The following is an 18,767-nucleotide window of genomic DNA, read 5'->3' on the forward strand; positions in this document are numbered from 1 at the left end:
ATGAAGCGCGAGAGGGCAATCGGGAGATAACAATGGACAGTACGTTGGCCGCGCAGCAACGGGGTAGTGGTGGGGATAGTCGTGGATTGAGGAGCGCAAAGCTGTTTCTTTACGCGGCGATCATCCTGGTGATCGCTGAATTTATCGGCTCGTTCACGTTCAAGGTTGGGCCGGGGAAAGTCGTTCTGTTGCCGATGATCTGGGCACTGCTGTTGGGCGCCGCGCTAGGTTTGGCGAGTGAACGATGGAGCGGCGCTGCGCGGCTCGACGTCAAGACCCAGTTCCTCGCTGCGGCCATCTTGCAGCCAGCGCTGTTGCTCTTCGTCGCCAAGCTGGGCCTGATGGTCGGCGGCGCGTTGCCGAAGCTTGCCGCCGCTGGCTGGGCGCTGGCTTTTCAGGAGCTGGGACATTTTGTCGGCACGATCCTGCTGGGACTTCCGCTCGCGTTGCTGCTCGGTATCAAGCGGGAAGCAATCGGCGCAACGTTCTCGGTCGGCCGTGAGCCGAGCCTTGCGATCATCGGCGAGAAGTACGGCATGGACTCTCCCGAAGGGCGTGGTGTGTTGGCTGAGTATCTGACGGGTACTGTTTTTGGTGCGGTCTTTATCGCGATCCTCGCGGGCTTCGTAGCGAGCCTGAATATTTTCCATCCTCTGGCGCTCGCCATGGGTTCAGGCGTGGGCTCGGGCAGCATGATGGCCGCCGCTTCAGGTGCCATCGCCGCGCAGCAGACGCCCGAAATGGCGAAGACTGTCCTCACATTTGCTGCGGCCAGCAACCTGATCACGACGACGATCGGCACGTATTTCACGCTGTTTATTTCGTTGCCGATGGCCGTGTGGGGATATCGCTTGCTTGAGCCTTTGATCGGCCGGACGAGCCGAGCATCGGATGCATCGGAGGCGATTGAAAAGTCCCGTCCGAAGCTGGGCGATGTAGAAACGGCTGCGCCTCAACTGGGCTATCGCGGCAAGCTGCTCGCGTGGGGCGTCACTGCTGTATTCGCGCTCGGCTGCGACTGGATCACCCACGGCACCACACCGCTCATGGGCCTTCCGGGCATGCTGATCATGGTGCTGGCGACGATTGTCGGCGACGCCATTTATACCGTGACCGGGCGCAAGATTCCGGCGGTCTGCTGGGTGTCGATCGTCGCGATGTTCATGACGTCGCCGCTGTGTCCCTGGGCATCGCAGATATCGACATATAGCGCGCAGAACGATTTCCTGGGCATAACAACGCCGATGCTGACGTTCGCGGGGTTGTCCATCGCCAAGGATATTCCGGCGTTTCGCCGGCTGGGGTGGCGGATCGTGCTGGTGTCGTTTGTGGCGAATGCCGGGACGTTTCTCGGCGCTACGCTCGTGGCTCAGATCTTCCACGTCTAGGTCTAGGTCTAGGTCTAGGACAGCAATGTTTCGATAGCATTGTGTGCCGGCGCATCGGCGCGCTTTGCTCGTCGATCGGTTGAATCCGCACCTGTTTGTTTTGTTCGCGCCGGGCTGCCGGAGAAGCACGCCCCGGTGCGAACGCTACCTCATACTTCCCCGCGTTTCAGACCGTCGGCGTGTTCCATCAGCAACCGGCGCAGCAACACGACCTGATTAACAGCATCCGCTTCAAGCAGAGAGAGCCCGTGTTTGGGAAAGACCTCTTGCGCGTCGATGCCCGCAGTGCTCGCGTCACTCCCTATCCGCGCTTCGATGCCCTTGCCGACACTCTCAACCCATGCTGCAAGATCCCGGTTCGGTGCGGCGCCGGCCCGGCCAAAACGAGCCCGGGTCGCAGTGCCCGCCACGCGCCGCAACATGGCGAGGGCGGTTGAGCCGGTCCGGTCGTCGTTACTCGTATCGAGCTTTTCCAGCCTCAGCCGAGCCAGCACCTCTTCCGCGTTATTACTGGCCAACCCAGCCGCACGACGTAGCCGTTCCAGCTCGATCTCGCTGTCTTCGCCCCGTCCCAGCGAGGCGCCAAGATAGCCAAGGTTCGCCGACACGGCCTTCGCCAACCGGTCGCTGAAGCGGCTGGGCTCGCGGCTGGGCCATAGAAGGAATGTTGCGAGCAACGCAATCACGCAGCCGAACACATTGTTTTCCAATCGCGTGACGGCGTAGGCAAATTCGCCGCCGCCCGGCGCGGCAAAGTCGGCGACCAGCACAAAGGCTGGGGTGATGAACAGCACGAACAAGCTGTAGCTGACCGGACGGAGGGCCATCGTCGCGCACACAAGCGGGAACACCACCAGCGAGATCGCGATCGGCGAATGAACGACCAAGCCGATCGCGGCCGCGAGCAATCCGCCGACAATGCTCCCCGCCGCACGTTCGATGCTGCGCGGCCAACTCGTCGCAATGGACGGCTGCAGGATCAGGAGCGTTGCCATGGTCGCCCAATAACCAAAGGGCAAATGAAGCAGCCTGACGGTCAGGAAGGCTGCCGTTGCGGCCACGCCAACGCGAGCGGCATGGCGCGCGCCTATCGATTGCGTCGATGCAGTCGCCCTCAAGGTTTCCACGCCTCGCCTCAAAGTGGTGAACGCAGCGGACCACACGGTTGCGCGTCGTTGAGCCGGGGATTCGAGCTCGCTGAAGTCGACATCGAAGCGCAGCGACACGGGCTCGCCCAAGGCAACTTCTAGCTGGCGGGCGAGTGATTGCAACCGCTCGCGCAGTGCCGTTGGCGGCTCCGAGGGGTTATCGGCGATGAACCGTGCGAGGACTTCGGCGAACGCGTCGAGCACACGCACTGCGCGCGGCAAATTGGGTAAGCGGTGATGGCCGCGCTCGCAGGCATCGGTGACTGCAATGAGGTACGCGAAGATCCGTTCACTGTCCGCGAGCGCGAGCAGCAGCATGTTGTACGTGTCCCGCCGGTCTGTCTTCGATGCCGGCACGCGTGCCAGCGCCTTGCGCGCCAATTCAATGTCACTGCGCGCCTTGCCTCGAAAACGTGAAGCGTGCGATGCCCATTCCCCGAAGCCTGCGCTTTCTCGTTTGAGCAGCCGTGCACTGTCGCTTGCGATGCCCGCGAGACTCGCATAAGCCGATCGCATGGCCGCGCGGCTCGCGCCGAACGGGTGAATCCGCCACACGGTGAAGCTGAGCACTGTTGCGAAGAGGCAGCCTGCAAAGTAGAGCGCGAGGAAGCGCAACTCGCCGAGTGATCCATGGATGGGCCGGTCCACCATGACTACGCAGGCAGTCGCAGCAAGGATGGAGACCTGGGCGGCCGCAGCGCCCCATACGCGCGCGAGCGCGCCGAGAAATGAAAAGACCAGAACGGCGACGGCCGCGGCCGCGATACCCACGCCGGACGCATAGGCGGTCAGTCCGCCGCAGACGGTCGACAGCACCGCGAAGCCCAACATGGACGCGAAACGCATGCGGTTCGAGCCGGCGGCATCGGCGAGACAGGTCCAGAACGCACCGATGGCGGCCCACGAGAACTCGGGCATGTGCAACAGGTTGCCGAGGAGCAGCATGGCGGTCGACGCGAATGCGGCGCGCAGCCCTTCGGACAAATCGGCCTGGCTCAACGCGAACGAAACCATCCAGACGGGCCGGTGGCGCGCAATGGAATCGAGCGTTCGGGAGAACGCTTTTGTGCGGCGGCTTGCCGCTTGTCGAGACTGCCGGTGAAAGTTGCGAAGGCGGAACATGGCCTGGCTTATCAAGGGGTGAGTGCGGGTGATCGGGTGGCTACTGAGTGAGTTGCCTGAGCGCCTTTATCGGGCGGGGAAAATCCTGGACGTCGTTTGGGGGCGCCAAGTGTATGCGCACTAATTTTCGAAGCACCAAAATAAAATCCCAAAAAGTCGAATGTGAATTCAGCCAAGAACATCGGGGTGTCCGGTATTTCTCGCGACCGTCGTTTCGCGCCCGTGTTCCAGTTACCGGTGTGCGCAGAAAATTCAGTCATTCCTACTGATTTCGACCGCGTCTACGCTCGGTAGGTGTGGCTGAAACGCAATGATGTAGAAAAACTACGGTGAAAATGTTGCATTGCACTAGGAATAAGCTAGCGAAAACCCTATAATGACGTCTAAGGGATAACCCTTGACCATCTACCAGGAGTTTGACATGAGCTACCTCTTCGCATTGTTGCAAAAATTCGCATCGCTGTTCGAATCGCCACATCTTCCGATGGATTCGGACTACTCGTACCAAGCACGTCAACAAGAAGCAGAGCGCATTCGCAAGTCGCGCGGCACGATCATGGGTATCCGTCTGTGAGCTGCAAGGAAGGCAGTGCGGACTGCAGGGAAAACTGAAGTGTTGTCAGTTTGTGCTTGACAAGGTTTTTTCGTAATGCGGTCCGTCTGCTTTCATTGATGTGGATTATGTAGTTTTTCTAGCTTCAAAGTTTTGCCGATTGCCACATTAGTCCTTACGGATTCCGCGGCCATCACGTCGCTGATTTGCGACATTCCTCTCCAGCGCAACTCTGCGCGCACCCTCCAGATCGCTCCCCGTTTTATCTTCCGGCGCTCGTCTCGGCCAAATCCACGGTTTCATATTTTCGTTGCTTACACGCAGCTCGGTGAAAGAGTGCCAGGTTAGCTCGTCAGGTCGACGTAAAGGCGAATGAAATCAGGGGTTTGAAAAATTTCGAAGCGCTCCGGACGCGCCAAGTTCCTTGATACGAACACTTACAAGCCCTCACGTCGTGCAACCTTACGCCCAGCTAAAGTGGTTTCAACGACGCGGCAACTGACGGTACATCCGCCAACCATCCGCCAACGGTTTCTCGCTCCGGCTGGCCGCGCGTCCTGAAATGCAATCAAGCTAAAAAGGGAGAATAGTCATGAACACCTCACGCTCGATCTTGGCTGTGCTGCTGACCGGCGGCGCGCTGTTAGCCGCGACGACTGCGTTCGCTCAAGTCGACAACGGGATGATCCACGGGCCCGTGCCCCAGCAGGGTTATGCGCAACCGCACATGGTGCAGGCTGACGTAGTGATCAACCTCGGCTGGCATGGCGACCGCTATTGGGACGGCCACCGCTACTGGCAGCGCGACGAATGGATGCGCCACCATCCGCATGATCAGGGTCCGCATCATCCGCCGCCGCACGCTTATCACCACGACGACCACGGTCCGGATCACGGCTGATCGCCGATCACAGGACCTCGTTGCAAAAACCGGCTTCCCGCAACGGAAGCCGGTTTTTTTTCGCCCTTTGCTTAGTGTCTGTACGGCCGTATCGGGCAATCTGCTTCAAGTCATAGGCCATTTGCTGTCCCGCGTGATTTGAGGCGCTGCGCTATCCTAGTTGGCACGGCCTTGAGTGCCGTATCGGCCGGTTTCGAAGTGCCGCTTTGGGACTCGAACTGGCTGTCGAATCGAAGCTCGGAACAGCTCGGAACTTAAGCATTGCGGGGAAAATTTGAATCAAATCATTATCGGCGTGGTGGGCAGCGGCTTGATGGGCGTCGGCATTGCGACGCAAGCGGCGCTGCACGGCTATCCGACCATTGTTCACGACATAGACGCCGCGCGGCTTGCGTCGGTGCACGGGAAGGCAGAAGCAATCCTCGACGAATTGATCGACGCTGGCGTGTTCAATGCGGGCGATAAACAGGACGTACTCGCGCGGATTGAAACCACAGATCAACTGGAGCGGGTAGCCACGGCGAGTTTTATTGTGGAAGCCATTCCGGAAGTGCTCGAACTGAAAAACCGCACTTACAGGGCGCTCGAACCGCTGCTGCGCGACGACGCAATTTTCGCGAGCAACACGAGCGGCTTTCCGCCCGATTTGCTCGCGCAAGTGCTGCAAAACAAGGCTCGTTTCGTGATCGCGCATTTCTGGAATCCGCCGCACACCATTCCGTTGGTTGAAGTCGTGCCGGGCACCGAGACCGATCCGGATGTCACGCGTCGCACGGCTGAACTGATGACGGCTATTGGCATGGAACCAGTTGTATTGACGAAGGCTATTCCGGGTTTTGTCGGTAACCGGTTGCAGTTCGCCGTGTTACGCGAAGCGCTCGCCATTGTGCGTTCGGGCGCCGCGACAGCGGAGGTGGTCGACACCGTGATGAAGGCGTCGCTCGGACGGCGTTATGGCATGGTCGGACCGCTGGAAAGCGCGGATCTCGGCGGGCTGGATACGTTACTGGATATCGGCTCGCACCTGATGCCGGAGCTGGCAAAGGACGAAGACGTATTGCATCTGATGCGCGAGCACGTGCAGAAAGGGCGGGTGGGCGTGCGCAGCGGGCAAGGGTTTTATGAATGGGACGACGCGCATCGTGCGCGCGTGAAAGACGGACGCAAGCGCCTGATTCACCACACCACAAAGAAGACCGGAAAGCACTCATGAGCGATAACAACGCGCACCATTTCTACAATCCCGACGAGGGCCACCAGCTACGCCACGATCCGTTCAAGGCAATCGTCGCGCCGCGCCTGATCGGCTGGATTTCGAGCTGCGATCCGAACGGCCACGTGAACCTCGCGCCCTACAGTTTTTTCGGCGCGTTCGCGACGTTCCCGTACATCATCGGATTCTCGAGCGAGGGGTTCAAGGACAGCATTGCGAATATCGAAGCGACCGGCGAATTCGTTTGGAATCTGGCGAGCAAGCCGCTTGCCGAAAAGATGAACCAGACCTCGGCAACCGTGCCTCACGAGATCGATGAATTCGAGCTGGCGGGACTGACGAAAGCGCCGGGCGTGAACGTGGCCGTGCCGCATGTGGCGGAGTCACCGGCCGCGCTTGAGTGCAAGTTGTTGCAGATCATCAGGCTGAAGTCCCTGGACGGCACGCCGATGAACAACTGGCTCGCGCTTGGGCAAGTGGTTGGCGTGCATATCCGGCGCGAGTTCCTGAAGGACGGTCTCTTCGATACCGCCGCCGCGCAGCCCATCATGCGTGCGGGGTATCGCGGGGACTACGCGGGGATCGGCGAAATGTTCGAGATGATCCGGCCGGGATAGTGATGGTTTAAGGCGCGGTGTTTATTCCTGGCTGCGGCGTTCGCAATAAACGCCGCAGCCGCCGGCAATTAAAGCCTGAACACGCTCACCGCACGGCTTAGCTGTTCGGCTTGCTCAAGCAAGCTGGCAGTCGATTGTTCCGCCTCTCCAACCAGCGCCGCATTCTGTTGAGTCGCTTCGCCGATCTGCGCCACGGCAAGATTCACCTGCTCGATGCCGCTCGATTGTTCGCGTGACGCCACGCTGATCTCGCCAATGATTGCGTTCACCCGCGCGACGCGTTCCACGATCCCGTTCATCGTGCCGCGGGCTTCTTCGGCGATCCGGTAGCCATCGGCGACACGGCCGACCGAGTCCGCAACCAGCGCCTCGATCTCCTTGACCGCCGCCGCGCTGCGCTGAGCCAGTCCGCGCACCTCCGACGCCACCACGGCGAAGCCCCTGCCGTGCTCCCCGGCTCGCGCGGCTTCCACGGCCGCGTTCAACGCGAGGATATTGGTCTGGAACGCGATCCCTTGGATCACCGACGTGATGTCTGAAATCTTGCGCGCGGACGCATCGATTTCGCCCATCGTCGCGACCACCCGGCTGACCGCTTCGCCGCCTGCGCGCGCCGCATCGGATGCCGATGCCACGAGCTGATCCGCTTGCGCCGTGTTGGCCGCGTTTTGTTGGACGGTCGAGGTGATCTGCTCCATGCTCGCCGCCGTTTCTTCGAGACTGCTGGCCTGCGTCGCGATGCGCTGCGAGATGTCGCTGCTGCCCGCTGCCATTCGTCCCGTGCCGTCCGACATATCCGCCGACGCGCTGCGCACCTGCGTCACAATGCGCGCAAGACCGGTCGCGATCCCATCGATGGCAATCATCAACCGGCCGATATCGTCCTCCCGCGTGGTCGCCAGCCGCACGCTCAGATCGCCCGCAGCGATGCGTTCGGAGGCCTGCGTCAGTGCCGCGAGCGGCCGGCCCACCAGCTTGGCTACGGCAAAGAGCAGCACGGCCACGAACGCGGCGATCACCACTAGCCCGATCAGCAGAAAACGGTTGCGCGTGGCGCGCACGCCCGCGAGCAACTCGTCGCGGTAAGCGATCCCGCCAATCAGCCATTGCCATTCCGGTACCGTGCGAAACACGATTTCCTTCGCCCCGCCATGAACCTTGGGATCGGCGGCATTGGGAATCGCGGGGGCATCGAAGGAAAGACGGCCTTCTTTCTCGTCGAGCATTTGCTTGAACGGCGCGATGTGTTCATCGGCGAGCGGGGCAGTGGTAGAAGCCGCACTCCCCGCGCCGGTCAAGCCGGGATGCACGAGCAGCTTGCCGCGATTCGGCCCATTCGACGCGTCGACGACGAAAAAATAGCCGTTCTGCCCGATCGTCAGGTCGCGAATATTCTGCTGCAGCGTTGCAACTTCCGGCGTGACGTCCACCCCCACAAACAACGCGCCGATCACGCGGCCCGACGAATCGGTAACGGGTTTGTACTCGGTGATGTACTGCTTGCCGAAGAGCGTTGCCATGCCGATAAAGCGTTTCCCGGCCATCATCGGCGCATAGGCTGGACCCTTACGGTCGAGCAGCGTACCAATCGCGCGCGCGCCGTCCTGCTTCTTCAACGAAGTCGTCACGCGCACGAAATCGTCGCCGGTGCGCGCGAACACCGTCGCGATCGCGCCGCTGCGTTCGAGGAACTGATCGGGGATCGAGAAATCGAGGTTCATCGGCTTGTCGCCGGCCTTGAACGTGGGCGTCGCCACGCCACCTATATCCACTTTCTGCGTTTCATCGAGCGCGAAGTCCGTTGGCAGGAAGCTCGAGAACAGCGTCATGTAGCGCTCGACTTCGGCGCTGACGGCTTTGTCGTAGAGGCGGATCATCGTGCCGATCGCGCGGCCGTCGTCATCCATGCGTTCGAGCGCCTGAGCATCGATTTGCTCACCGGCCAGATGCGTGACTGCGATGGTAAACCCGGCTACGACCGTGGCCGCGAGTGTGCACGCGAGGATGGCGAACTTCGCGCCGACACTGGCCCGGCGAATGTTGAATAGAGGCATGGATGAACCAGATAAGCGAAACGTGGGAACGTGAATGGTTAACGGCGTTGGCGCGTGGTTCTTGATCGCCCCGGTTCCGCCGAGCCCTGTTCACAAGCGCTGCAAAGCAGCCAAAACCCGACATCGTCCAACCGGCCTCATTCCTGGAATATGATGGACGGGACGGTAAAAGCGCCTTGCAATCCGGACGACACACCAGCGAACCCGCAAAAAAACTTAACGAAACAGCCGATCACTTGCTCTGGCGCGACATGTAAAAAAACGCCTAAATCGGCTCGATGACGCCCGCAAACCCTTGCCCCACAAGGCTCCGGCTTTTCATCGGCCAGAAAGCGAAAATCGGGGTGTCGTATTTCCACATGTGCCTGTCGGAAATAGTCGGCAACCCGCACTTTTTTCTGGCAACTATGTATGCAGAGCGCGGACGCACGTCCGCCAACCAGGAGAGCGTTCGATGAATTCCCACAAGGTCGTGGTCGAAAACCTGTGCAAGGTGTTCGGCACGAGCCCGAAGCAGGCGATCGACATGCTTGCCGGCGGCGCAACGAAGGAAGAAGTTTTCTCCCGCACCGGACAGATTGTCGGTGTCCACAACGTGTCCTTCGAAGTGAAGGAAGGCGAGATTTTCGTGTTGATGGGCCTGTCGGGTTCAGGCAAATCAACCCTGATCCGCCTGATCAACCGGCTGGTCGAACCGACCGCCGGCAAGGTGCTGATCGATGGCCGCGACGTGGCGTCCGTGCCGCGTTCCGAACTGACGTCGCTGCGCCGAAAAGACATGAGCATGGTGTTCCAGTCGTTCGCGCTGATGCCGCAGCGCACGGTGCTGTCGAACGCCGCGTTCGGGCTGGAAGTGGCGGGCATCGGGCGCAAGGAACGCGAGAAACGCGCGATGGCCGTACTCGAACAGGTTGGTCTTGCGCCGTTTGCGCAGAAGCTGCCGGCGCAGTTGTCGGGCGGGATGCAGCAGCGTGTGGGGTTGGCGCGGGCGCTGGCCGTGAACCCGTCGCTGATGATCATGGACGAGGCGTTCTCCGCGCTCGATCCGCTCAAGCGCAAGGAAATGCAGAACGTGCTGCTCGATCTGCAACGCGAACAGCAGCGCACGATCATGTTCGTGTCGCACGATCTGGAGGAAGCGCTGCGCATTGGTACGCGGATCGCGATCATGGAAGGCGGCAAGGTCGTGCAGATTGGCACGCCGCAGGAAATCATCTCGAACCCGGCCGACGACTACGTGCGAGCGTTCTTCGAAGGGATCGACACCAGCCGTTACCTGACCGCCGGCGACCTGATGCAGACGGACGTGGTGCCATTGATGAAGCACGGTTCGCACATCGATGCATCGAGCGTTTCGCAAGCGCTCAACGGCAGCGCCGACTACGCGTTCGTGATGGACCACGAGCGCAAGATTCGCGGTTTTGTTTGCCGCGATGCGATTGGACAGGCTTCGCCGGAAATCAATCTTATCGAATGTATCCAGCGCACCACGCCGCTTGACGTTGTTGTCAGCCGGGTGGTCAACAGCCGCGCGCCGCTACCGGTGGTGGAGGCGGACGGATCGTATTGTGGTTCGGTCAACAAGACGAATGTTCTCAAGGCTCTGACTCGGCATCGAGGTTCCCATGTCTGAAATTATCCCGCTCGGCACGTGGGTCGATCACGGTGTCAAATACCTGCTCGACCACGATGCAAACACCTTCGACGCAATCGGCAAAGTCATTGAAAGCTTCGCGGCGCTGATTGAACACGGCCTGCAGTCCATTCCGATGTGGCTGATGATGGCGATCTTCGTCGGCATCGGCTTGTGGCGCGTCGGCTGGCGTTTTGCGCTATTCACGTTGCTGTCGTTGCTGCTGATCTATGCCACGGGCTTCTGGGACGAGATGGTGATCACGCTCGGCCTCACACTGTCCGCCACGCTGATCAGTTTGCTGCTCGGCATTCCGCTCGGCATCTGGACGGCGAAGAGCAAGACGATCGAGACGATGGTGCGACCGGTGCTCGACCTGATGCAGACCATGCCCGCGTTCGTGTACCTGATTCCGGCAGCCATGCTGTTCGGTCTTGGCCGCGTTCCGGGGATCCTGTCGACGGTGATCTTCGCCATGCCGCCTGCCGTGCGTTTGACGTCGCTGGGTATCAAGCATGTCAACCGTGAGATTGTGGAGGCGGGTCAGGCATTCGGCTGCACGCCGTGGCAACTGCTGTACAAGGTGCAGTTTCCGAACGCGCTGCCATCCATCATGACCGGCGTCAACCAGACCATCATGATGGCGCTGTCCATGGTCATCATCGCTTCCATGGTCGGTGCAGGCGGTCTCGGCAACGACGTGCTGGCGAGTATTCAGCGGCTGGATATCGGGCTGGGGTTTGAGAGCGGCTTGTCGGTGGTGCTGCTCGCGATCATTCTTGACCGCATCACGGAAAGCTTTGGCCGTTCGCCGGGTATGGCGCGGGCGCCGCTGTTGTCCGGGATTCGCAGCGTGATGCGCGTGCGCCGCGCACCGGCTGCACAGCAAAGCTGAGCAACAAGACAAGCGATCAGATCAGGCAGCGAAGTCAGGCCAAGGCCCAAGGATAAAAACCCGATGAAACGCGACGCGGTGGTGCCGGACAGGATTCATCCTCCTGAGAATTCACCGTTATCGAAGCTGGCGCACTTCGGGTTCCTGACGCTGCCTAATTTTTCGATGATCGCGTTCACCAGCGCGATCGAAGTGTTACGCATGGCGAACTATGTTGGCCGGGCTGAACACTACACGTGGTCGGTGATCACGCCGGACGGCGAACCGGCGCGCGCGAGCAACGGCATTACCGTGAAGCCGACGAAAACGCTGGCCGAAGCGGGCATGCCAGACGTGCTGATTGTGTGCGCAGGCTGGCACGTGAGCGATTACGTGGATGACAAGGTGATTGCGCTATTGCAGCACGTCGCGGCGCAAGGCGTGCCGCTTGGCGGCGTGTGCACGGGCGCGTATGCGTTGCTCGCGGCGAACTTGCTGGACGGGTATCGCTGCACGGTGCATTGGGAGGACATGTCGCCGTTGCACAAGCGTTTCCCCGATGTGCGATTCGCCGATGAACTCTTCGTGATCGACCGTGACCGTGTGACTTGCACGGGCGGGACCGCGCCGCTTGACCTCATGCTGAACCTGGTTGGCCAGCGGCTTGGTCAGGCGCATGCGGCGCAGGTGTCCGAGCAGTTCATTGTGGAGCGCATTCGCGGCACGACTGATTACCAGCACATTCCCGTCGATGCCCGTGTCGGGTTTTCGCGTGCCGAATTGATTGAAGTGGTGCGGCTAATGGAGGCGAACATTGAGGAACCCTTATCGCTTGATGAGCTTGCGCGGCTGGTGAAGCTATCGCAGCGTCACTTGCAGCGTATGTTCAAGATGTTCCTGAGTGTTTCGCCGACGCATTATTACCTCACGTTGCGGCTGCGCCGAGCGCGTGAGTTGTTGCGTAATACCGATGCATCTATTTCGCGCGTGACGGCCGTTTGCGGCTTTCATTCGCCCTGCCATTTCAGCAAGGCGTACCGCGCGCAGTTTGGCCACGCGCCGAGTATTGAGCGCAGGCAGACGGCTTGATGATCCATTTTCAGACGTGGTGCGCTCGTTGGGGCGCGGCATCGTCGTGTCTGGCAGTTTCCAAAATAGGGAGAATCATGAAACTTCACGGAATCGCGTCATCGTGCGCGCTGGCTGTCTTGCTGAATGTCACGATGTCCGGCGGCGCGTTTGCGGCTGATCCGGCCACGTGCCAGAACGTCCGTTTCGCCGATGTGGGCTGGACCGATATTGCCGCGACCACGGGTCTGGCGACCACCGTGCTGCAGGGCCTTGGATACAAGCCGACGAAGACCATCGCGTCGGTGCCTATTACTTTTGCCGGTATCAAGAACAAGCAGATCGATGTGTTCCTGGGTTACTGGTCGCCGACGATGGATCCCATTGTCGAGCCGTTCCAGAAGGCTGGTCAGGTCAAGGTATTGACGGCGCCTAACCTGACGGGCGCGAAATACACGTTGGCGGTGCCGGACTATGCGTATAACGGCGGCCTGAAGTCATTCGCCGATATTGCCAAGAACTACGACAAGCTTGACGGCAAGATCTACGGAATAGAGCCGGGCAATGACGGCAATGCGTTGATCAAGAAGATGATCGATTCGAATCAGTATGGGCTTGGCAAGTTCAAGATGGTCGAGTCGAGCGAGGCGGGCATGCTGGTGGAAGTGGGTCGCGCGATCCGCGAGAAGAAGTGGATTGTGTTCCTGGGTTGGGAACCGCATCCGATGAACGTGACGATGAAGATTGATTATCTGAGTGGCGGGGATGACGTGTTCGGGCCGAATTACGGCGAGGCGAAGGTCATGACGGTGACGCCGCCGGATTACGCTGCGCGATGCCCGAATGTGGCGAAGCTGGTCGATAATCTGCGGTTTTCGACGGACATCGAGAATCACGTGATGACGCCGATCATGAACAAGACCGACCCGAATGTTGCTGCGAAGCAGTGGCTGAAGGCGAATCCGGCTGTGCTGGACAAGTGGCTGGCGGGGGTGAAGACGTTTGACGGCAAGGATGGGTTGCCGGCTGTGAAGGCTTATGTAGCAGCGCAGTAAATTTCGTCTGCGCCAGCGGGCCAAGGGGGCTGCTGGCGCGGGTGACACACTTGATCAGTGCGCACGGACAAAATCTAAATAGCCTGAGCCCGCCCCGGAAAAGTCTCATCGAAATCCGCCGCAAGTTCGAGCGTCGCAGTGCTCGCTGCGTTGTCCGGCGCTGCCGTGCCGCGCTGCTCGCGGTACATCATTGGCGGAAGCCCGAACTGCTTTCTGAACTCGCGCCCCAAATGCGATGCATCGGAAAAACCGCAGCTTGATGCAATGTCCGCCACCGTCTTGTCGGAACTCGTCAGCAACCAGGCCGCCGTCCGTAACCTGACCTGCTTCGCATAAGCCTGCGGCGCCTTGCCGGTCTCCGCCTTGAACAAACGCTCCAACTGCCGCGTCGATAAATCCAGCTTGTGCGCAAGCTCATCGAGTGTCAACGAACGCCCCACGTGCTGCTCCATCAGCAGGATTGCCCGCTTCACTTTCGGATGCGTGGCAGGCGCGAGCCCCGGCGGATGCGGCTGCGGCGCATTGCCCTTCTGCATGTCGTCCACCAGCAAAATGCGTAGCGCCTTTTGTACCGTGGCAGCCTCGAAATGGCGCAGCAGGATTGCCGCGGCAACGTCTATGGATGCCCGTCCGCCCGAACACGTAATGCGCCGATGATCCATCACGAACAAACGGTCTGCGACCAGCATCTCCTCATTCACACCGGGAAAGCGCTCGACGAAATCCCAGTAGTGGAACCAGCTGACGCAAATGCGATAACCATCCAGTACGCCCGCCCGCATCAGGGAAAACACCCCCGTGCAAATGCCCACAAGCGTGGCGTCCGTGGTCGCGGCGCGGCGGATGAATTGCAGCGTGGCATCGCTCGCGCCCGGGCCGGAATGCAGCAAGCCACCCACGACCACCACGTAGTCGAAGGGCTCAGCTTTCTCGAAGGTTTCCCACGGCGTGATCTGGATGCCGCAACTCGCGCGCACCGGCGCAAGCGTTTCCCCAATCACGCTCCATGAGCACCGCACCGGCTTGCTGAAATCGCCTTCATCGGCAGACAGGCGCAATAAATCGACGAAGCCGGAAAACGCTGTCAACGTGAAATTTGGCAGCAACACAATGCCAAAACGGATTCGCTGTTTGGACGCCGTGTCGGGCGATTGAGCGGGAAGAAGGTCAGCGGGATTCATGCGCTTGCCGTTGATGTGCAGCCGTCATTCGGGCCATGGGTGATGGGTGATATGCCGACCCGGTAATCATCCAGCATATCACCGTCATTAACCAGTTTGAAATACCGGAATTCACGCGGGCATCGCGGCGTTCTGGATTGGGCTAAGCGCTGGAGATAACCCAAAACGGGAAACGGCTTGCCCCAGTCAGGGCAAGCCGTTTCCGATAGCCGGCTGACTGCCCGGCTATTTCTTAAAGCATTGCAGTGAGTTTAGTACGAGCTTAATGCCGGCTTCAAAGCTGGGGTTGAAAGCCGAATTAATGAGCGACGTGCTTGACGTGCTTAGCTTTCGTGTACTTGTGGTGATGATGCGGCTTTGCGTACGACACAGCCGGCGCAGCAACAGCCGCAACGATAAAGACCGCGAGGACTTTCTTCAGAATATTGTTCATGGAGCGAACCTGATGGGCGAGAGTTTGATGACTGGTTAATTCAAGCGCATTTAAAAATGCGGACACAGTGTATCGCAGCGATTCTGTAACCCGGAAAGGGTAAATAAGACCTGCGTTCAAAGTGTTGTATACCGCCGACACGTCAAATTTGCGCCGATTTTCCGTCTCTGATTTCTGCCCGATTTGTTGCGACACCCCATGTATCAAGATCGATAGTCAAGATCGATAAAGCGCCATGCTGCGCTTAACTGCCCGAACCGCTCGCTGTCACCGGAGCCCCGGGACCACTCGGAGTCGCGGTTCCCATGCCGGCTTTGCTTCCTGTCGATGAAGTCTTGGTGTGCTGCGTCTTTTTCTTGTGCGACATGCCAGGATTTGCCGTGGTTCCCGGCGACTGGCTAGTGGTCTGGGCGTTGTCACCAGCCTGCAAGCCGGTGCTCGAGCTTGGCGGATTGGTTTGGGCGAAAGCCGTGCTGGAGACTAAAAGTACGGCGCTGATCGCGTATGCCATTGAGAATTGCTTCATGCCTGGTTTCCTTTCTGTAAGACGGGGAGAGACGTCCATGGATTGTCGATGGCGGGCAAGCGGACGCTCTCTAGCTTGCTCGACAGCCTATTCAGCATGTGACGTGCCACCGCTGCGGCGCCACGGGCCGCCTGCCAGTTTTCGCGGCCGATCGTCGCCAAAGCGCCTCTCCATCTGCCCGTATTGCCCTACTGACGCCGCCATCCCACGTGCATGCCGTTTTTGTTCTATCAGCGGAAATTGGCGTGCGGTGCAATGGCTACCTAGTGAAATCCCATGCAGTCCACCGAAAAGGGCACCCCATGAACGTCAGCGTTTTCGATCTGTTCAAGATCGGCATCGGTCCGTCAAGTTCGCATACGGTCGGCCCGATGATCGCAGCGTGCCGCTTCGCCTCGCATATTGAGGACGCCAACCTGCTCGCGTTCGTGCGCCGAGTGCGGGTGGATTTGTTCGGCTCGCTGGGCGCAACCGGCAAGGGCCACGGGACCGATAAAGCCGTGCTGCTTGGACTCGAAGGCAATCTCCCCGACTCGATCGATCCGGATGCGATCGAACCGCGTCTGCGGGAGGTCCGCGAGTGCAAGAGCTTGAACCTGCTCGGCAAGCACCCGATTAAATTCGACGAACGCGAGCATATTGGCTTCTTTCGCAAGCTGATGCCCGGCGCGCCGGGTTCGAGCGTGGTGCATCCGAACGGCATGCGCTTCCAGGCATTCGATGAAAACGGCCAACTCGTCGTCGAAAAGGAGTACTACTCGGTTGGCGGCGGTTTCGTGATCAACAATGAGGGCACGCGCGTGAACGGCGTGCAATCCGGCGGCGAGGTGCCACACCCATTCCGCACCGGCGACGACCTGATGCGCGTGTGCCGCGAGACGGGGTTGTCTATCGCTGAAATTACGCTGCGCAACGAATGCGCATCGCGCTCGGAGCGTGAAGTGCGCGACGGCCTGCTCGCGATCTGGCGCGTGATGGCGGCGTGCGTGGAACGCGGCTGCAAGGTGCGAGGCGAGTTGCCCGGCCCGATGCACGTGAAGCGTCGTGCAGCTGATCTCTCCGCGCAACTGCGCAAGCACTCGGAGGAGTCGTTGCGTGATCCGCTCTCCATGCTCGACTGGGTCAACCTCTACGCAATGGCCGTGAACGAAGAGAACGCCGCCGGTGGTCGCGTGGTTACCGCACCCACGAACGGCGCGGCCGGCGTGATCCCCGCAGTGCTGCATTACTACGTGAAGTTCATGCACAACTCGACCGACGAGGGCATTGTCACGTTCCTGCTGACGGCTGCGGCTATCGGGATCATCTACAAGGAAACAGCGTCCATTTCCGGCGCCGAAGTTGGCTGTCAGGGTGAAGTCGGCGTGGCGTGTTCGATGGCCGCAGCAGCGCTGGCCGCTGTCATGGGCGGCACGCCGACGCAAGTCGAGAACGCCGCCGAGATCGGCATGGAACACAACCTCGGCATGACCTGCGACCCGGTTGGCGGGCTCGTGCAGATCCCGTGCATAGAGCGCAATGCGATGGGCGCGATCAAGGCGCTCAACGCGGCGCGCATGGCCATGAAAGGCGACGGCACGCACTATGTATCGCTCGACAACGTGATCAAGACCATGCGCGAAACCGGCGCGGACATGAAGACGAAATACAAGGAGACGTCACGCGGCGGGTTGGCCGTGAACGTCATCGAGTGCTGATTTTTAGGTTTGGCAACCGCGTTGGCAACATCAACAAGTTTAAGGAAACACCATGAGCCGCTATTCGATATTCAGCCTGTTGCGCAACGGCATGTCGTATCACGAGAACTGGGAACGCCAGTGGAAAAGCCCGGAGCCGAAGCAGGAATACGACGTGGTGATCGTCGGCGGCGGCGGCCATGGCCTGGCGACAGCCTACTATCTTGCCAAGGAACATGGCGTGCGCAACATCGCTGTGCTCGAGAAAGGCTGGATCGGCGGCGGTAATACGGCGCGCAATACGACCATCGTGCGCTCGAATTATCTGTGGGACGAATCGGCGGCGCTGTACGAAAAGGCGATGCAGTTGTGGGAAGGGCTTTCGCAAGACCTGAACTACAACGTGATGTTCAGCCAGCGCGGCGTGATGAACCTCGCGCATACGCTGCAAGATGTTCGGGATACTGAACGTCGCGTGAACGCAAACCGTTTGAATGGCGTCGATGCCGAATTTCTCACGCCTGAACAGATCAAGCAGATCGAGCCGACCATCAACCTGAATAGCCGCTATCCGGTGCTCGGTGCATCCATCCAGCGACGCGGCGGCGTTGCTCGTCACGACGCCGTGGCGTGGGGTTTCGCGCGCGGTGCGGATCAGGCCGGCGTGGATATCGTGCAGAACTGCCAGGTCACGGGTATCCGCCGTAACGGCAGTCAGGTGATCGGCGTGGATACAACGAAGGGTTTCATCAAGGCCAAGAAGGTCGCGGTCGTGGCTGCCGGCAACACTTCCACGCTCGCCGATATGGCCGGCATCCGGCTTCCCCTGGAAAGCCATCCGTTGCAAGCGCTTGTGTCCGAACCGATCAAGCCCGTGGTCAACACGGTGGTGATGTCGAACGCGGTGCACGCGTATATCAGCCAGTCCGATAAGGGCGATCTCGTGATCGGTGCCGGGGTCGACCAGTACACGGGCTTCGGCCAGCGTGGCAGTTTTCACATCATTGAAGGGACGCTTGAGGCCATCGTCGAGATGTTCCCGGTGTTCTCACGCGTGCGCATGAACCGTCAGTGGGGCGGCATTGTGGACGTGTCGCCGGATGCGTGCCCGATCATCAGCAAGACCGACGTGAAGGGCCTGTACTTCAACTGCGGCTGGGGCACCGGTGGCTTCAAGGCGACACCGGGTTCCGGTTGGGCTTACGCGCACACCATTGCGAAGGACGAGCCGCATCCGTTGAACGCGCCGTTCTCCATCGACCGTTTCTACACAGGTCATCTGATCGACGAGCACGGCGCTGCGGCCGTTGCCCACTAACCGGCAT

At 60.1% G+C, this 18,767-nt stretch carries 16 protein-coding genes; 11 read left to right on the top strand and 5 right to left on the bottom strand.

Annotation, left to right across the window (positions count from 1 at the left end):
• The first annotated feature begins 32 nt into the window (after positions 1-32).
• On the top strand, positions 33-1,388 hold the full coding sequence (locus SBC1_RS27080) for a DUF3100 domain-containing protein (RefSeq protein WP_165101861.1): 1,356 nt from the start codon (positions 33-35) through the stop codon (positions 1,386-1,388).
• Between the two features lie 149 nt (positions 1,389-1,537).
• On the opposite strand, the gene SBC1_RS27085 is transcribed toward SBC1_RS27080, so the two are convergent.
• Entirely contained in the window at positions 1,538-3,658 is a 2,121-nt protein-coding gene (locus SBC1_RS27085) for an FUSC family protein (RefSeq protein WP_165101864.1), read from the bottom strand.
• A gap of 421 nt (positions 3,659-4,079) precedes the next feature.
• On the opposite strand from SBC1_RS27085, the gene SBC1_RS27090 reads away from it, so the two are divergent.
• The 4 genes from SBC1_RS27090 to SBC1_RS27105 all read left to right on the top strand — a co-directional run bounded on the left by SBC1_RS27090 (position 4,080) and on the right by SBC1_RS27105 (position 6,942).
• Positions 4,080-4,232 carry a hypothetical protein gene (locus SBC1_RS27090; protein ID WP_165101877.1) on the top strand — a complete coding sequence of 51 codons (153 nt, stop codon included), beginning with the start codon at positions 4,080-4,082 and terminating at the stop codon, positions 4,230-4,232.
• Between the two features lie 571 nt (positions 4,233-4,803).
• The gene (locus SBC1_RS27095) at positions 4,804-5,112 is read left to right on the top strand and encodes a hypothetical protein (protein ID WP_165101880.1); all 309 of its coding nucleotides are present in this window, start codon (positions 4,804-4,806) and stop codon (positions 5,110-5,112) included.
• A gap of 313 nt (positions 5,113-5,425) precedes the next feature.
• A complete protein-coding gene (locus tag SBC1_RS27100) occupies positions 5,426-6,325 on the top strand; it encodes a 3-hydroxyacyl-CoA dehydrogenase family protein (RefSeq protein ID WP_241202390.1) in 900 nt (299 codons plus the stop codon).
• Complete coding sequence (locus tag SBC1_RS27105) at positions 6,322-6,942, top strand: flavin reductase family protein (protein WP_165101886.1); 621 nt, start codon at positions 6,322-6,324, stop codon at positions 6,940-6,942. Before SBC1_RS27100 ends, SBC1_RS27105 begins: the two co-directional genes overlap by 4 nt.
• A gap of 68 nt (positions 6,943-7,010) precedes the next feature.
• On the opposite strand, the gene SBC1_RS27110 is transcribed toward SBC1_RS27105, so the two are convergent.
• The gene (locus tag SBC1_RS27110) at positions 7,011-8,996 is read right to left on the bottom strand and encodes a methyl-accepting chemotaxis protein (RefSeq protein ID WP_165101889.1); all 1,986 of its coding nucleotides are present in this window, start codon (positions 8,994-8,996) and stop codon (positions 7,011-7,013) included.
• A 454-nt stretch (positions 8,997-9,450) separates the two neighbouring features.
• On the opposite strand from SBC1_RS27110, the gene SBC1_RS27115 reads away from it, so the two are divergent.
• The 4 genes from SBC1_RS27115 (at position 9,451) to SBC1_RS27130 (ending at position 13,626) form a co-directional block, all read left to right on the top strand.
• Positions 9,451-10,629 carry a glycine betaine/L-proline ABC transporter ATP-binding protein gene (locus tag SBC1_RS27115; protein ID WP_165101892.1) on the top strand — a complete coding sequence of 393 codons (1,179 nt, stop codon included), beginning with the start codon at positions 9,451-9,453 and terminating at the stop codon, positions 10,627-10,629.
• Positions 10,622-11,524, top strand: a complete 903-nt coding sequence (choW, locus tag SBC1_RS27120) for a choline ABC transporter permease subunit (protein WP_165101896.1) — start codon at positions 10,622-10,624, stop codon at positions 11,522-11,524. Before SBC1_RS27115 ends, choW begins: the two co-directional genes overlap by 8 nt.
• Before the next feature lie 63 nt (positions 11,525-11,587).
• Positions 11,588-12,592: a GlxA family transcriptional regulator gene (locus SBC1_RS27125; RefSeq protein ID WP_165101899.1), complete on the top strand. Its 1,005-nt coding sequence runs from the start codon at positions 11,588-11,590 to the stop codon at positions 12,590-12,592.
• Between the two features lie 134 nt (positions 12,593-12,726).
• On the top strand, positions 12,727-13,626 hold the full coding sequence (locus SBC1_RS27130; protein ID WP_370469705.1) for a choline ABC transporter substrate-binding protein: 900 nt from the start codon (positions 12,727-12,729) through the stop codon (positions 13,624-13,626).
• A 74-nt stretch (positions 13,627-13,700) separates the two neighbouring features.
• Here SBC1_RS27130 and SBC1_RS27135 read toward each other — a convergent pair whose 3' ends face one another.
• From SBC1_RS27135 to SBC1_RS27140, 3 genes are all read right to left on the bottom strand, one after another.
• A complete protein-coding gene (locus SBC1_RS27135) occupies positions 13,701-14,807 on the bottom strand; it encodes a GlxA family transcriptional regulator (RefSeq protein ID WP_165101906.1) in 1,107 nt (368 codons plus the stop codon).
• A 298-nt stretch (positions 14,808-15,105) separates the two neighbouring features.
• The gene (locus SBC1_RS40425) at positions 15,106-15,240 is read right to left on the bottom strand and encodes a hypothetical protein (RefSeq protein WP_255541718.1); all 135 of its coding nucleotides are present in this window, start codon (positions 15,238-15,240) and stop codon (positions 15,106-15,108) included.
• Between the two features lie 244 nt (positions 15,241-15,484).
• Positions 15,485-15,766 (bottom strand): hypothetical protein, encoded by a 282-nt coding sequence (locus SBC1_RS27140; RefSeq protein WP_165101909.1) that lies wholly within the window; start codon positions 15,764-15,766, stop codon positions 15,485-15,487.
• Between the two features lie 302 nt (positions 15,767-16,068).
• Here SBC1_RS27140 and SBC1_RS27145 point away from each other — a divergent pair, with 302 nt between their 5' ends.
• Entirely contained in the window at positions 16,069-17,463 is a 1,395-nt protein-coding gene (locus tag SBC1_RS27145) for an L-serine ammonia-lyase (RefSeq protein WP_165101912.1), read from the top strand.
• Between the two features lie 52 nt (positions 17,464-17,515).
• Positions 17,516-18,760 (top strand): sarcosine oxidase subunit beta family protein, encoded by a 1,245-nt coding sequence (locus SBC1_RS27150; RefSeq protein WP_097268962.1) that lies wholly within the window; start codon positions 17,516-17,518, stop codon positions 18,758-18,760.
• Positions 18,761-18,767 lie beyond the last annotated feature (7 nt).

Origin of the sequence: Caballeronia sp. SBC1 (genome assembly GCF_011493005.1) — a bacterium.
Taxonomy (GTDB): Bacteria; Pseudomonadota; Gammaproteobacteria; order Burkholderiales; family Burkholderiaceae; genus Caballeronia.